General features: G+C 54.7%; 15 protein-coding genes. All 15 read left to right on the forward strand.

What is annotated here, in order from left to right:
- Positions 1-8 precede the first annotated feature (8 nt).
- From V7650_RS15710 to V7650_RS15780, 15 genes are read left to right on the forward strand one after another with little or no spacing between them, the layout of a single operon-like run.
- Entirely contained in the window at positions 9-608 is a 600-nt protein-coding gene (locus V7650_RS15710; protein WP_335653800.1) for a type IV conjugative transfer system protein TraE, read from the forward strand.
- Positions 605-1,429, forward strand: a complete 825-nt coding sequence (locus V7650_RS15715; protein ID WP_335653801.1) for a type-F conjugative transfer system secretin TraK — start codon at positions 605-607, stop codon at positions 1,427-1,429. The genes V7650_RS15710 and V7650_RS15715 overlap by 4 nt, the downstream gene beginning before the upstream one ends.
- A complete protein-coding gene (locus V7650_RS15720; protein WP_335653802.1) occupies positions 1,426-2,745 on the forward strand; it encodes a TrbI/VirB10 family protein in 1,320 nt (439 codons plus the stop codon). The genes V7650_RS15715 and V7650_RS15720 overlap by 4 nt, the downstream gene beginning before the upstream one ends.
- A complete protein-coding gene (locus tag V7650_RS15725; protein WP_335653803.1) occupies positions 2,742-3,614 on the forward strand; it encodes a DsbC family protein in 873 nt (290 codons plus the stop codon). Before V7650_RS15720 ends, V7650_RS15725 begins: the two co-directional genes overlap by 4 nt.
- Positions 3,611-4,345, forward strand: coding sequence for a hypothetical protein (locus V7650_RS15730; protein WP_335653804.1), 735 nt, complete (start codon positions 3,611-3,613; stop codon positions 4,343-4,345). The genes V7650_RS15725 and V7650_RS15730 overlap by 4 nt, the downstream gene beginning before the upstream one ends.
- Positions 4,342-6,912, forward strand: a complete 2,571-nt coding sequence (gene traC / locus V7650_RS15735) for a type IV secretion system protein TraC (protein ID WP_335653805.1) — start codon at positions 4,342-4,344, stop codon at positions 6,910-6,912. Before V7650_RS15730 ends, traC begins: the two co-directional genes overlap by 4 nt.
- The gene (locus V7650_RS15740; protein WP_335653806.1) at positions 6,905-7,306 is read left to right on the forward strand and encodes a hypothetical protein; all 402 of its coding nucleotides are present in this window, start codon (positions 6,905-6,907) and stop codon (positions 7,304-7,306) included. Before traC ends, V7650_RS15740 begins: the two co-directional genes overlap by 8 nt.
- The gene (locus tag V7650_RS15745) at positions 7,303-7,698 is read left to right on the forward strand and encodes a TrbI F-type domain-containing protein (protein ID WP_335653807.1); all 396 of its coding nucleotides are present in this window, start codon (positions 7,303-7,305) and stop codon (positions 7,696-7,698) included. Before V7650_RS15740 ends, V7650_RS15745 begins: the two co-directional genes overlap by 4 nt.
- The gene (locus tag V7650_RS15750) at positions 7,695-8,204 is read left to right on the forward strand and encodes a S26 family signal peptidase (RefSeq protein ID WP_335657168.1); all 510 of its coding nucleotides are present in this window, start codon (positions 7,695-7,697) and stop codon (positions 8,202-8,204) included. The genes V7650_RS15745 and V7650_RS15750 overlap by 4 nt, the downstream gene beginning before the upstream one ends.
- Positions 8,201-8,836, forward strand: coding sequence for a type-F conjugative transfer system protein TraW (gene traW, locus V7650_RS15755; RefSeq protein ID WP_335653808.1), 636 nt, complete (start codon positions 8,201-8,203; stop codon positions 8,834-8,836). Before V7650_RS15750 ends, traW begins: the two co-directional genes overlap by 4 nt.
- Positions 8,833-9,867, forward strand: coding sequence for a conjugal transfer pilus assembly protein TraU (gene traU / locus V7650_RS15760; protein ID WP_335657169.1), 1,035 nt, complete (start codon positions 8,833-8,835; stop codon positions 9,865-9,867). Before traW ends, traU begins: the two co-directional genes overlap by 4 nt.
- Positions 9,852-10,634, forward strand: a complete 783-nt coding sequence (gene trbC, locus V7650_RS15765; protein WP_335657170.1) for a type-F conjugative transfer system pilin assembly protein TrbC — start codon at positions 9,852-9,854, stop codon at positions 10,632-10,634. Before traU ends, trbC begins: the two co-directional genes overlap by 16 nt.
- Before the next feature lie 3 nt (positions 10,635-10,637).
- Positions 10,638-12,371 carry a conjugal transfer protein TraN gene (locus V7650_RS15770; RefSeq protein WP_335657171.1) on the forward strand — a complete coding sequence of 578 codons (1,734 nt, stop codon included), beginning with the start codon at positions 10,638-10,640 and terminating at the stop codon, positions 12,369-12,371.
- The gene (locus tag V7650_RS15775; protein ID WP_335653736.1) at positions 12,368-13,243 is read left to right on the forward strand and encodes a conjugal transfer protein TraF; all 876 of its coding nucleotides are present in this window, start codon (positions 12,368-12,370) and stop codon (positions 13,241-13,243) included. The genes V7650_RS15770 and V7650_RS15775 overlap by 4 nt, the downstream gene beginning before the upstream one ends.
- Positions 13,233-14,663 (forward strand): conjugal transfer protein TraH, encoded by a 1,431-nt coding sequence (locus V7650_RS15780; protein ID WP_335653735.1) that lies wholly within the window; start codon positions 13,233-13,235, stop codon positions 14,661-14,663. The genes V7650_RS15775 and V7650_RS15780 overlap by 11 nt, the downstream gene beginning before the upstream one ends.
- Positions 14,664-14,665: the final 2 nt, after the last annotated feature.

Raw genomic sequence — 14,665 nt, forward strand, 5'->3', positions numbered from 1 at the left:
AGGAGAAGATGGAAGCACAAATAGCACATCAATCGGCCCAGCGCCTGCTGCGGCAACGCAACTGGCTGGCCCTCTTAGCTGCGGGGTTAGCGGTAACTAGTCTGGTCGCCATTGCAGCTGGATCAATGCAGCCGCGTGAAATCGTGCTGGTACCTGTAACCGGACAATCGCTGACTTTATCGAGCGCAGGCGTGTCCCGTGAATATATGGAGCTCGTCACCCGCGATACCGCTCTCATGCTGCTCAACCGCAGCCCTGAAGGGCTTGATTACTGGATGGAGCAGATTCTCAAACTGGCCGATCCCAGCGCCCATGGGCGCCTGAAATCAGAATTGGTTAAAATCGTTTCCGAACAACGCGGCTCCGATATTGCCCAGGCGTTTGTCATCCGTTCGCTTGTCATCGATCCGAAAGAACTCAAGTCTGAAGTGACCGGAACACTCAAGACGTTTGTCGGCGCGCAGGTAATTGCCAGCGAGGAGCGTAAATTTGTCTTTAGCTGGACCTACTCAGGCCTTCGGCTTGCGCTGACCGGTTTTGCGCAGATCCCAACCGAGCGCGATCAACAAATTCAGCAGAAATCAATCGAGAAGGATGCCTCGTCATGAGCAGCATATCATTCACCCTGCCTGCCTGTCTTTTAGGCAGCGGCATAGCGAGCATCAGTTGGGGCATTACGCGAATTCCCGATACCGGATTTAAAACTCTTGGCGTGGCATTACTTATTACCGCCCTTTCATTCAGCGCATCACCGGCTTTGGCAGACCAGTTTGTCGAGGCGGCAGATAATGCAAAAATTGACTGCACATTATCGCGCGATGAGCTGACCCGCATTGCTTTGGTTGGTGACGAGTTTTCAAGTGTTTCAAAAATCGCTTCGGGCTATCCCTATAATGATTTCGGGGTAACGCACGAACCGGTGCGCGGCGATATTTATATTTCCGTGCCGCCCAGCTTTGCCAGTGACAGCGCTAGCTTCTTTGCCACCAGTAAACAGGGGTTTGTCTATAAATTCGTCTGTCACACGGCCCCTGTTGAAGCGCATCAGCTTTTTATAACTAATCCCGCCCTTGCAAAACCGGAGGCGGAGACATGGGAAAACGAAAGAAGCGAAGAACAGACCATCATTGCTTTGGTGAAAGCGGTGGCGGAGGGCACAGCGCCTCCCGGTTACAGCGTGCGCCAGCGGATGACGCGGCCTGTTCGAACCGGATCCATCGAAGTCCAGCTCATCGCAGAATATCGCGGCGCAGGTTTTAACGCGCAGCAATTCATTCTCACCAATCGCGGAAGAACCGCAGTCGAACTCAATGAAGAAGAGCTCGCACCCAAATCTGCGCGCGCAATTTCCCTTGCCCAAAACACACTGGGGGCCGGAACAAGCACATCGGCCTTTGTTGTCACCGCGACCCGGGGGGCAGACCAATGAGCGACGTCAAAACGGCAACCCAGGCTGCGGACACAGAAGCAGAACCCGGACATGCGCGCGCTGGCCTCAACAAGAAGATCGCGCGGCGGCAAAATATGCTGCTTGCCGGTATTGGCAGTCTCGCACTGATCGCAGGCGGTTGGTTTCTGTTTGCCGGTGATGGCGATGAAAAAGGTACGCAAGAAAGCGGCATAGTGACCATTGACGCTGGCAGTCTGGTCAACCGCAATCTCTCCCAGCGCGAGTTTGTCGCGGCTTATGAAAACCGGCTCAATAAACTCACGCAGGATCAAAAGGCGCTCAAGGAAGCGCAGCTCCCTACACGAGAAATAGAGGAACAGATTGAAGCGCTTCGGCTCGAAAACAGCGAAATGCGCGCCAACGGGCAAGCAGCCATCGATGCGATTTCAGCGGAAAACGCGGGTCTGAAAACGCAGCTGGAAGAGAAAGACGCGCCGCCGCCCCCAACAACGCCGCCAACCTATGGTCCGCGAGGCGGAGATTTTGACCGTCAGTCTGCATCGCTTGGATCGCCCGATGGTACAGAAATTTCGCCAGGTGGTTCTCCAACGAGCGAGGTAAAAATCCTCAATTTCGGAAGCGCAGAGCAGGGATCGAAATTTACCAAGAAACGCACATCGGAAATATCACCGGTGCTGGTTGAAGACAGTCCGGAATATCTGCCGCCCAACAGCTATGCACCTGCAAAAGTCATCGTCGGCGTTGATGCCTCGGTCGGGGTTGCCAGTCAGAGCGATCCGCTTCCAGTTGTATTGCGCATTACCGGCCCTGCCCGCTCGGTAATCAAGAACGGCAAGCTGCTCACCACCAATATCACTGGATGCATTGTTAACGGCGCAGCGCGCGGCGATCTGTCATCAGAGAAGGTCTATGTGAAACTCGCCCGCATGACCTGCGATCAGCCAGGCGGACGGGTTGCCGTCAGCGAGGTCAAAGGGTTTATCAGCTTTGCCGGTAAATCCGGCGTGCGCGGCCGCGTTGTCAGCCGCGAAGGCAATCTTGTCAGTCAAGCCCTGCTTGCCGGGATTGTCGGCGGGTTTGGGCGCGGCTTTTCCGCCAATGCCAACGGCATATTTTCCGGTCAGATTGGCGCGGACGGGAAACGCGATAGCCTATCGGGCGCGGACATATTGACCGGCGGTCTTGGCCAGGGCGCTGGCGATGCCGCCGATACTGTCTCCAAATATCTCATCGAACGAGCCGAACAATATCAACCTGTCGTCGAGATGCCGACCGGCATCGATGTCGAGATCGTCTTTCTCGACGGCGTCCACGTAAGGAGTGAAAAAAAGTGAATTTCAAATATCAGAAACTAGGCAGGAACCTAAAATCAAAGGCGGCAGCCATTGCGCTTGCTGTTGCAAGCGGCGGGATGGTTTCCGGCCTTGTTGCAGCCAGCTTCATTTCTGCTCCAGCCAATGCCGCAGCAGTGCTCCAGGATGTTCGAACGGCTATCGAGCTGCGCCTCCCGAAAACACCCATTACCAGCCTCACCTGTCAGGGTTTTGGCGGCCTTTGCGAGGTCGTATCGGAAAAGACATTATTCTATATTGATGAACGCGCGCGCTATCTATTTGTCGGGCGTCTGTACGATATGGAAAGCCGGGCAGACCTGACGGCGGCAAAACTGCTCGAGCTTAATCCGCAGCTGCTGGTCGCAGGATCTGCGGGCGCAAATGCCAGCAAGCAGAATACTGCGGAACAGCGCGCCAACAAACTAGTCTCCAAAGTTCCCGTCGCGGACTTAAAGCCGTCGGGCGCGGTCCATTGGGGATCCAAGTCCGGGCCCAAGCTCATCGTATTTTCCGACTTCAATTGCAGCTATTGTAAGCGTCTGACGGCAGAACTCAAAAAAGCACGCGTGCGCGTCGAAGAGCGACCAATTTCGATTCTGGGCGAAAAGAGCCGAAAACTGGCCGAAGCGGTGATCTGTTCGCGTGATCCTGCAAAGGCATTGCACCAAGCCTATTCCGGCGAAACACCAAAGAAGCAAAAGTCATGCGACACCTCGGGTCTTGATGCCAATGAGGCCTTTGCACGAAGCCACGGTTTTTCCGGGACGCCGGTCATGGTGCGCGCAAGTGATGGCGCGGTGCTTGAAGGATATCGCGGCGCTTCTGAAATCCGCGCGTTCCTGAACTCCAATCCAAAAGGTGCAAAATGACACGCGCGCGCTTTCCATTGGGCTTGATTGCGCTTTCCTGCGTCTCACTGGCATCCTGCGCTAGTCTGGGCAGCAATATTAGCGGCAGTTTTGATTGCAAGGCGCCGGGCGGTAGCTGCGCGCCAACATCGCAAATTGATGCAGCGGCGAGCGTTGCTATGATCGATCGAGTTCCATCAAGTGGCAGGCGAGGTCTGATATCGGCGACGCAAACCGCGCGGACGGGCGAACGGGTGCTCAAGATTGTCTTTCCCGGATTTGTCGATGCGTCGGGTAATTTGCATGAAGCCCGCAGCGTGCACGTAGTCGCAAGATCTCCCGACTGGGCTTCTACATTGGCTGACGATGATATAAATATCGCGAGGCAAATGGCGCGCGATATCTCCAGTGGGGCCAAGCAAGAACCCAAAGACACTTCCGGTGGCGCGCTTAGCGCAGACGATAACTCCAGCGAAACGCCATCAGAATCGATGGACGACGCTGATCCATTTTTCAAAAACTCATATAATTTGCCCTCGCGTGGTTCGTACCCCTTGACCGTGCGAGAGGCAATTGCCGGCGCAAATATGCCGGCAATCGAGGGGTTCGATGGGCTCCCTCCCCCAGCAAGTCGAACCCCTCACCCTGTTTTGAGAGCAATCACGAAAGATGGTCTGCCAAGTATTGAGGCCATCGAAGCCGCCAAGATACGCGGGACCAACAGACTGCCCAGCCAGGAGAAGGGAAGATGACCTTCTCCATTCCATCTGCGCGCGCAAAACTATTGTCGGGACTGTTTGGTGATCACCAAACCGCTGACCATGCAAAACCGAGCATCGCGCTCGATATGCTGTCGGACTGGCTGCCATACCGGGTTTTTGATACCGGGCCGCGGCTGTATCGCAACGCGCGCTCAAAAGGATTTATATTGTCCGCCGCGCCGCTGATTGGCGCGGATGAACGCACGGGTGAAATATTGGGGCAGTTTTTTTCAGAAGGCATGCCCGAAGGCGCGTGCTTGCAGATTTTACATTTTGCCAGCCCGCGCATTGGCCAGGTAGTCGCCCCGTGGTTTGCCAAGCGCTACGCACAGGGCGGCGTATATGAAGCAATGGCGCGCCATAGATCAAAAAGGCTTTATGATCTGGTCTGGGAAAGCGGATCTGCCCATGCGCCATTTCATGCCCGCTGCCATAATTTGGTTATATCGCTGGGCGTTCCAGACACCGCAAATGTCGATGATAACGAACTTACGCAGTGCCGCGACGGGCTTATCGGCGTACTGACGTCTCTTGGCATTGATGCAAATGAAATGGAACCGCAGGAACTCATCGCGCTCGTTGATGATTTGACCTCTCCTACGACGGCACCGCAAGAGGACCGAACCGAATATAATCCGCTCGACGATATCGCCAGTCAAGCGATCCGCCGTGATATTGAACTCGAAGCCCACGACGACCGGATGATCTTGCGCACCGAACGGTTCCGGGAAATCGGGCGCAGCGCTGATGGCACACCTGAGATCGGTGCTATTTATCCCGATGCCTTCGATATCCGGCATTTTGGCGTGAGGCAAATGCCTGAACGATGGGCGCCTTGGGAATGCGCGCGGCTAATCGGTGACATGTTCACCGACAAACTGCGGTTTCCCTGCCCGGCTGCGACTATGCTGTGTCTGGTCTATCCCGACCGCGAGGGCGCGTCTGCAAAAGCCGGTTTCAAATTCATGCGCACGACCAGCCTCAGCCAATCCAAAAGCGCGCGGTTTCTGCCCAAGCTCGCCCAGCAATCTTCCGAATGGAGCCATGTCCAGGCAGAATTGCAGGCTGGCAAAAGACTGGTGCAATTGTTTTACGGCGTAACCAGCTATTCGCCACTCGGCCTCGGCGATGCACATGAACGCTCGATCAAGGCTATCTACAAGGCTGCTGGTTGGGATTTGGCCGACGAGCGCTTTCTCCAGCTCCACGGGCTGATCGCCGCCATGCCCATGACACTGGCGGATGGTCTTGCCCATGATCTCAAACGCTTAAAGCGCCTTAAAACCATGCTTTCGACAAGCGCGGCTCATATTGCGCCGTTGCAGGGCGAGTTTCTGGGCGGGCCGCTGCCACATCTGCTGCTGGTCGGCAGGCGCGGGCAGCCATTCTATTGGTCGCCATTTGAAAATGACGCGGGCAATCACAATGTCGCGATCTGCGGTAAATCCGGTTCCGGAAAATCGGTATTGCTTCAGGAAATGTGCGCGAGCCTGCGCGGCGCGGGCGCGAAAGTCGTTGTGATTGATGACGGCCGCTCGTTCGAGCATTCGGTTAAATTGCAAGGCGGGCGTTTTGTCGAGTTTACCCTCAAATCCGGTTTCTCGCTCAATCCATTCTCGATGATTGATGATGTGCGCGCTGCCGAAGACGATGATTATAAGCTCGACTGCATTGCGATGATCAAAGCGATTGTCGGTCAAATGGCGCGGCACAGCGACCGGCTTACCGATACAGAGCGCGGCCTGATCGATCAGGCTGTTACAACAGTCTGGGAAGCGCTGGGAAGCGGCGGCACCATTAATGATGTAGCAACAGCGTTCGCAGGCATTTCCAATCCCGTAGCCGATGATCTGAGCGTTGCCATCGGACCCTATATGAGCGGCGGAAGCTATGGCGGCTTTTTCGAAGGCCAGGCAAGTATTGCGCTCGATGATGATTTTACAGTTTTTGAAATGTCTGACCTGGCAACGCGCGAGGATCTGAGATCGGTCATTCTTTGCGCTATCATGTTCATGACCAGCCAAGCCATGACCCAAAGCCCGCGCAGCACCAAGAAATTGCTTTTGATTGATGAAGCATGGTCGCTCCTTAAAGGCGGCTCGATGGGCGAGTTTGTTGAAACCTATGCGCGTACTGCACGCAAATATGGCGGCGCGCTGGCAACAGCCACGCAGTCACTCAATGATTATTATAAATCAGACGGCGCTACCGCAGCGCTCGAAAATAGTGACTGGATGCTGGTGCTCCAGCAAAAACCGGAAACCATTGCCGACTTCCGCAAAAACGACCGTCTCGACATGGATGATCGCACCGAAACGTTGATCCGCAGTTTAAAACGTTCGGGCGAGGAATATAGCGAGGTCTTTATCAAAGGCCCGGAAACGCAAGCCATTGGACGCCTGGTTCTCGATCCCTATTCCGCCTGCATCTATTCTTCTTCGCCCGATGTTTATGCTGCGATCGAGGCTGAGCAGGAAGCGGGTGCTTCTCTGGCACAGGCGATCGCCCGCGTGTCCGGTGTTGGCGCCGACAATCGGAAGGGCAAGCACAATGCCTGACAAAACCGATACGCTGTTTGATTCTTATCTTTCCCTTGGGACAAGCAAGGACCGGCGCTGCAATCGCGCTCCGTTCCCACTAAAGCAGTTTTTTCAAACCACTTGCCACATCATGCTGGAAGCATCGTTGTTCACCATGAGCTCGGTGTTGATGGCGCTCGGACTGCCGCTGTGCTTTTTCCTGCTGTTATCCGGTTGGGATTTGCTCGGGCTGTTCACGCATCTGGACAATATGAGCAGCCGCTATCTCGAAGCGGACGGGATACGCAGATTGGCGTTTTCTAGCGATCTTAAAATCATATTCTTTGGGTCTACTGCTCTGATCGCGGCGCTTCGGATGCCAGGGTTTACCAGGCGGATAGCGGGTAGCTTTCCCATAAGGAGCAAGACATGAGCAAATTTGCAATTTTCTCAGAGCATCTGCCAAGCGGGCGATCAGTTATCATGGTCCTTCTGGTCACGGCGGCGATTTTGTGGATCATCTGGGTCAGCTTGCGTCTGATCGAACCTAACAAGCAACAAATAGTGCAGGTCCGCATGTCCGAGATCATGCGGGATTTCGTTGACGCAGAAGCAAAGGGCGCAACTGATCCGGAAGTGACGCGCGAGGCCATTGCCCGGTATCTCAAAGCAACCGAAGCGGCGGTGGATGATTTGGGCCGTAGCGGACATGTGATTTTGGTTGCTGAAGCCGTGCTCTCCAAAAATACACCCGATGCCACGTTGCAGCTTAAAGTCAAAATCGCCCAAAAACTGGAAAACGACAGCCGGGAGAAACCGCAATGAGCGCTCTCATATCCCGTCTCAAACGCCCGATCATTTTAGCAATGCTGGTGGCGATCCCGTTGCTCTACGCGCCGATAGCCAAATTCAGCGACAACCATGCGCTCTTGATCAACGCCAGTCCCAGCCTGCCCAACTGGGCATTCTGGCTGGATAAGAATTTTACCCCTTCTCGGGGCGCGTTGATATTCTTCGAGCCACCGCGTTCAGAACTACTCATCAATCACTTTGGCGCGAAACCGCAGATCTTCGGAAAGCGGATATTGGGCATGCCGGGCGATCGGGTTCGCCATGACGGCAAAAATGTCTTTATCAACAATAGGCTTGTGGCGCGAACCAAACCCAGAACCCGTAAAGGGGCAGCGCTAACCAAAGGTCCAGTAGGCATCATTCCGGGCGGCTGCTATTATGTCGGAACGTCCCACAAACATGGCTTTGATAGCCGCTATGGCGAGATTGGTTTCATTTGCGCGCCCCGGATTATTGGCACCGGGAGGGCAATATTGTGAACAGACTATCTTTGCCTTTCCTCATTACGGCCCTGCTGTCGTCACCGGCATTGGCGCGCGACTATGGCCAGCAGGGTACGCATTTCCCGATTATCGAACCGGATTTACTCGAACAGATTCAGTCGCGCCTTCAGACCATGGACAAGAACGGTGACATTGACCGGCTCAACCAGAAACTCAAAGCGCGCACCATAGCGCGAGTAAACCGCCCCAAGCCAGTTGCAGGATTGGTGAGAGCGACAAAAGCCACCACGCGCTTGTTCGATCCAACCATCACATTGCAGGCCGATATATTGGATCATGATGGGCGCAGGATCTGGGCCAAAGGAACCAGGGTCAATCCTCTCGATACCGTTCCATTGCGCACGGCGTTGATTTTTTTAGACGGCGATGACCCCGCGCAGCTCGAATGGGCATTTGCGCAAAAATCAAAGACGGCAAAACTCATTCTGACAAAGGGTGCACCGCTTCAACTTATGAAAGCTCGGCAACGACGTTTCTATTTTGATCAGAGCGGAAAACTGACCGCGCATTTCGACATCAAGGCGCTACCCGCAATGGTCGATCAACAGGGCCGGATGCTGCGCATCCGCCAATTTGCGCTTTCCGGGGAGCAGGAGCGAAGCCAATGAAAACATTGTTTCGAAAAATCTTCAGATTAAAACCCGTATGGCTCTTGCTCGTGCTGGCATTCAGCCTGCTTGTCTCATCGCCAGCGCGCGCCGATGCGGGCCCTGGCCGCTGCACCGGCAAATTTGTCAATCCGATCACCGATATCTGCTGGTCCTGTCTGTTTCCTCTGTCAATTGGCGCTTTGGATATCTGGCCATCGAGCAGACCTGATCCTAAAAACCCCGCGCTGCCCGTATGCCTTTGCGGTTTGCGCCCCGGCATTGCGATGGGGTTCTGGGAGCCGGTGCGGCTTGCCGATGTCAGCATGAAGCCCTGGTGCTTTGTCAATCTGGGCGGGCTCAAGATCGATCCCGGATTTGATATTGGCTATCGTTCCATCTCGGGACCATCGGCCATTGGCGGCGCGAGCCAATATTATTCCAGCTGGCATGTCCACTGGTATGCTTATCCGCTAATCTACTGGATGGAGATTGTTGCTGATTTTCTCTGCCTTGAAGCAGGATCTATCGACATTCTTTATATTTCCGAGATTGATCCGCTGTGGCAAGACAGTGAACTCACTGCGATCATCAATCCAGAAGCAGTGCTGTTCGCCAATCCGCTGGCGCTCGCTGCGTGTGCGGCGGATTGTGTTTCTGCCACGGTCAATCTGCCGCGCGATGAACTTTTCTGGTGCGCTGGCTGTCAGGGTTCGATGTACCCGATGAACGGCAATGTGTCAGCGAGCATTGGCCATGTTCAAGCCTCGCGTCTCGTATTGTCGCGCTTTGCTTTCAAATTACACCGTCAACTGGTGTCCTGGGGAACCATGGGCAAAAAAGGCCTGTGCGGCAAATATCTCATGCCAATCATGCGCAAACAGCAATACCGCCTGCAGGCAACCAACCCCAACCCGGCAACAAAAGGCCGCTATGCCTGCCCGCCCATCGGAGCCTCCACCACCTTTCAATCTGCCGGACAGGTCATTCCCGCCATTGGCGAGGACATGGGCTATCTAGTCTGGCGCAAACGGAATTGCTGCGCATTATGAAGAACTTCGTTCTCTTTTCGGTTTTGTTCACGATCTCCGCGTCCACCGGTTTTGCCGCTGCGCAAAGCGTGAACTCGGACATACTCGATATTGAAGCCATACGGGCGTCCGCCAAAACCTATTCCACCGAGGCAGAAGCACTGGCGGAAAATATCCGTTTGCGCAGCGAAGATTTGCGTAGCGACGCCCGTCAGACACAAGACCAGGCGCGGGCTAATCACGAACGATATACGCAAACTGTCGAGCGGAAACATGCAAATAACAAAGAAAACAACATGGATGAAGTCTTCGATTTCGACCGGATGATTTCGGATCATGCAAAAATGGCTCAGGCCAAACTCGGTGACGCACCGCGTTTCATTGCCTTTGCAAGCTTGTCGATGCCGTCGCAGTCTTTGAAAAAACTCGTTCGCGACACATCGGCGGCAGGCGGGGTCACGGTGCTGCGTGGTTTCCCCGGTGGCAGCGCCAAACAGCTGACAAAAATGCTGACCGCTATGGCCTCGGATGGCGAGCAATTATCCGCGCTCGGTATTGATCCCAGACTTTTCCGGGCGTTCGATATCAAGGCTGCGCCCAGTTTCGTCATGGCCTCTTCCGATTTTACCCTGTGCGACGGCTTTGACTGCAAAGGTGCTGTCCCGCCCCATGACCGGATGACCGGCAATGTCAGCGTAGAATATGCGCTGGAAACATTTGCGGGCGGCGCTGGTCCCGGATCGCGTCTCGCTGCGCTGCACCTTGCCCGCCTCAAAAGGGAGCGCTGAGCGATGAAGTTTGTGAAAATACTTCTACTCGCTGTCACGGCCATCAGTTTTTCCGCCGGATCAGCACTGGCCGCGCAGGAGCGCGACGCGGCTAGGGAAGATGGCAAAGCTTTTGCTAGCGAACAACAACGACGCGCGCGCGCAAATGCAAGCACGCAGCCCGATGCGGCGCGTGTTCCCGGCTACACATCAAATCCTGCTGAGGCGGGTTATGCGGATAATCCAGATCGCATTGAAAGCGATGCACGGGCCGCAGCGCGCAGTCACGAAGGCATGAAAGCGATTAAGGATTCCAATGCCCGGCGCGCAAAGTTCGACGTTGACGAAATCAAAACGGTCACTGCGCGGTCTAAATCGATCAACGAAGACCCGCTCAGCTTTACGAGCGGGATGGAAATTGGCGGGGCGGAAGGACGCTGCGTTCCGCTTCCATCCTCTCCCGGATCGCCGGGGCGTTACACGGCAACCTGCAATAGCGGCGTGGCGCTGGATGAGAGCAGCGAAAACTGCAGCATCTACCTCGATGTAAGCGTCGAAGCGCGGACCCAATATCATTATTTGTGCAGCTACATCAGTCCCTACGGTTTTGGCGGCGTCCCTTCTTGCGAGATATTTAACGCAAATGGATGCCGTAGGACCGGTATACGTCCAGGTCCATGTTTGCAATGGGGCGGAAACCGTGAACAGGATCGATATTGCGTTGAACCCGGCGAACCTTATGTCGAGATGAGTTGCAGCGCCCCTGTTCCAGGAGAAACGCCTTACGCGACCTCATCCGAAAATATTATTCAGGAAAACAAAAATGATGCCGCATGCCGAACTTTTGCCGAAGATGCAGATTGCGAACAGACAGCCGAGGCTTGCAGCGACAGCGACCCTGTAACCCGGATCATTAACGGTGTGACGGTTACAAAACCTTGCTGGGCATGGGAGCGGACCTATCAATGCTCTGCCCGGCGTGCTGCCAATGATTGCGAGGAATTGGACAATAATCCGGCTTGCCAGTTGCTGCGGCAAGATTGCCTGAGCGAAGATAATCCCTGTTCAACGATAGAGCGCGTTTATGATTGCCCGCTTCCGGATGCCGAGGGTTCTGGCAGCCAGTATATTTGCGACGGTGATGTTTATTGCATCGATGGATCATGCGAGACGATTGAGCGCGAAGCGAATGATGAGTTCAAGGATGCCGCTGTTGCCCTCCATGCAATGGACGATGCACGCGTACAATTTGATCCCGACACATTGACCCTTTTCAAAGGCGAGCGCGAGACGTGCGGCTCAAAAGTCTTCGGGGTGCTTAACTGCTGCAAGGGCAAAGGCTTTCCGCTCATTCCCGGCATTAGCCTGCTAGTTGCCCTCGGCTGCAACACTCAGGAAATTCTTCTTCATCAGCGCGATGCCAATGGGCTGTGCGCCTATGTCGGCAGCTATTGCTCGAAGAAAATTCTCGGCATCTGCATCACCAAGAAGAAAGCCTATTGCTGCTTCACTTCCAAATTATCGCGTATTCTGCAGGAACAAGGCCGCGCGCAGCTGCCCAAACCTTGGGCTCGGGCGAAAGACGAACAATGTCTTGGATTCACAATCGAGGAATTTGCGCAGCTTGATCTTTCAAAAATGGATTTTTCCGAAATTTACTCTGAATTTACCGAAGCTGCCCGCCTGCCTGACGAGCTCGAAGCAGCCAATGACATCCAGCAGAAAATTCAGAACTTCTACGAGAGATCAGGCCCATGAAAAACAATTTTACCCATAGGTTCCCACTGCCCTTGGCGCTCGGCGGCTTGGCCGTGCTTGTCCTTGCAATCATTTTTTTTATAGATGCGGCCATCAGTCCGGCATTTGCGCAAGGCGCTGCATCCAAGCCAATAAACCCAGCAACCTATGCGCCGCGAGCGAGTGCGGACGAACTTTACTGCGAGAAACGCAAACTGGGATACTGGTTCTATTGCAGCAAACCAAAGCCGCCTGAAACGGAATCGCTGCCGACAAAACCGCAGGCAAGCGCAAGCCAGCAACTCGATGCGGTCACAAAAGAACTGCGCGAGCTCAAAGCCAAAGCAATCCTCCAACCGACCCGCGAAAATGTTATCGCTTACATACGCTTCCAGCGCGAACAGCTTGACCGCGCGTCATTATTTTCAGACGTTTGGCAGCGCGCGATCTGGCAGCAACCGGATCTGGATTATACACTCGAGCGCCCGGTTTCGACGCTCGCGAAAAGACAGTGGCAGGATGCGCGCAGTGCATCGCGTGATACGGCGATGGCCAACCTCGGAAAGCGCTACGGTTTGTTTTACTTTTTTGCGCAGAGCTGTGGGGCCTGCGAGGTCATGTCGCCAATCGTAAAATCGGTTTCCACCCGCTGGAAACTGACGATCCGCGCGATCTCGACCGATGGCGGACCATCGCGGCATTTCCAGAATTACACGGTCGAGACGGGGCAACGCGCGCGGATGGGATTGAAGCCTAAAATCACCCCTGCCCTGGTGCTGTGGGACAGCGCGCAAAGCCGGGCCATTCCAATCGGCTACGGCATCATCTCTGCCGATGAACTGCAGGATCGTATTTATTTGCTCACATCAAAGGAAGCCGGACATGATTATTAAAAAAGCAATCGCTGCGATCACAGCTGCAAGTCTAATCATCGCTCCCTTATCTGCTAATGTCGGAGACAGCATGGACCGGTTCATGGATGATATGGGCGGCGCTGCCAATGTCACCGGACCCACGGCGTTCGAGGGTCAGTCAGCAGGCTATTATAGTCTCGGCAATGTCTGGACGCGCTTTCCCCAGAAGACGACCAATATTGCTAACTTGCAGCTCCCTTCTGCCAAGGCGGGCTGCGGCGGCATCGATATTTTCGCAGGTTCGTTTTCTTTCATCAACGCCAGTGAGATTGTCGCGATGCTCAAAGCCGTGGCGAACAACGCTGTCGGTTTTGCTTTCAGCCTCGCCATCGACACCGTGTGTCCGGAATGCTCAAAAATCATGCAGGAGTTCTCGCAAAAAGCGCAGCTCATGAACAATCTCAACATCAACAGCTGCGAAATGGCGCAGGGTTTGGTGGGCGGTATCTGGCCAAAGGGCGATCTAGCTGACAAGGCAATCTGCGAGGCGATTGGCAACTCAGAGGGCATATTCACAGATTATGCAGCCGCCAAACATGGTTGCGGTACCAAAGGCCAGCGCGATTCCACGAACGCCGGTGCTGGCAGTGATTACGCCGATGTAAATCCTGGCGTCGCGCGCAACTACACATGGCATACCCTCAAGAAATCCGCCTTCTTCAATCCTGGCGGCAGCTTTGACCGCGAACTCGCAGAATATGCGATGACGCTCATCGGGACTATTATATATGTACCGCCTAAAGACGCATCTCCTGGAAAATTTGTGCCGTTCGCCGGCGATGCCTCCTCGACATTAGTAACTGCATTGCTGGACGGCACATCAGGTCAGACCATCAAGGTCTTTGATTGCGATGAAGCCGATCAATGCCTCGATCCGGCGTTTCGCAATATGAGCCTTGCTAGCTCTAAAGCCATTCGCCCGCGCGTGGCCGCGCTGATCACCAGCATGGTCGAAGCTATTCGCGCCGACACGGCGATCGGCAATGCCGAAAAAGAATTGCTGCAGGTCGCCTCGGTGCCGCTCTATAAAATTCTAACCGTTCAAGCCGCCTATGGTCGCGGCATGCCTACCGATGACCGCGAGACACTCGCCGAAATTGCCTCAGTTGATCTGCTTTTTGCCGTGCTCGAACGTATCGTTGGTGAAGCCGGTCGCTCGATGTCAACCTTCATTGGCGCGGATGAGGCCAAGCTCACCATGTGGCAAGGTCAGATGAGCGAAGTGCGACGCGCATTGGCGAATAGACAAGCAAATAGTCAGGCCAAGGTCAGCGCTATCATGCAGATTATCGAGAAAACCGCGATGATTGAAAATATGCTCGCCGCTTCGATGTCACCATCAATGGCAGCAGCCCTTGATTGGTCGCGCGCGGTCCAGAACCGCTCGCTCACCCCATGAGC

The organism is Parasphingorhabdus sp. (assembly GCF_036964565.1).
In the GTDB taxonomy this organism is placed as follows: Bacteria; Pseudomonadota; Alphaproteobacteria; order Sphingomonadales; family Sphingomonadaceae; genus Parasphingorhabdus.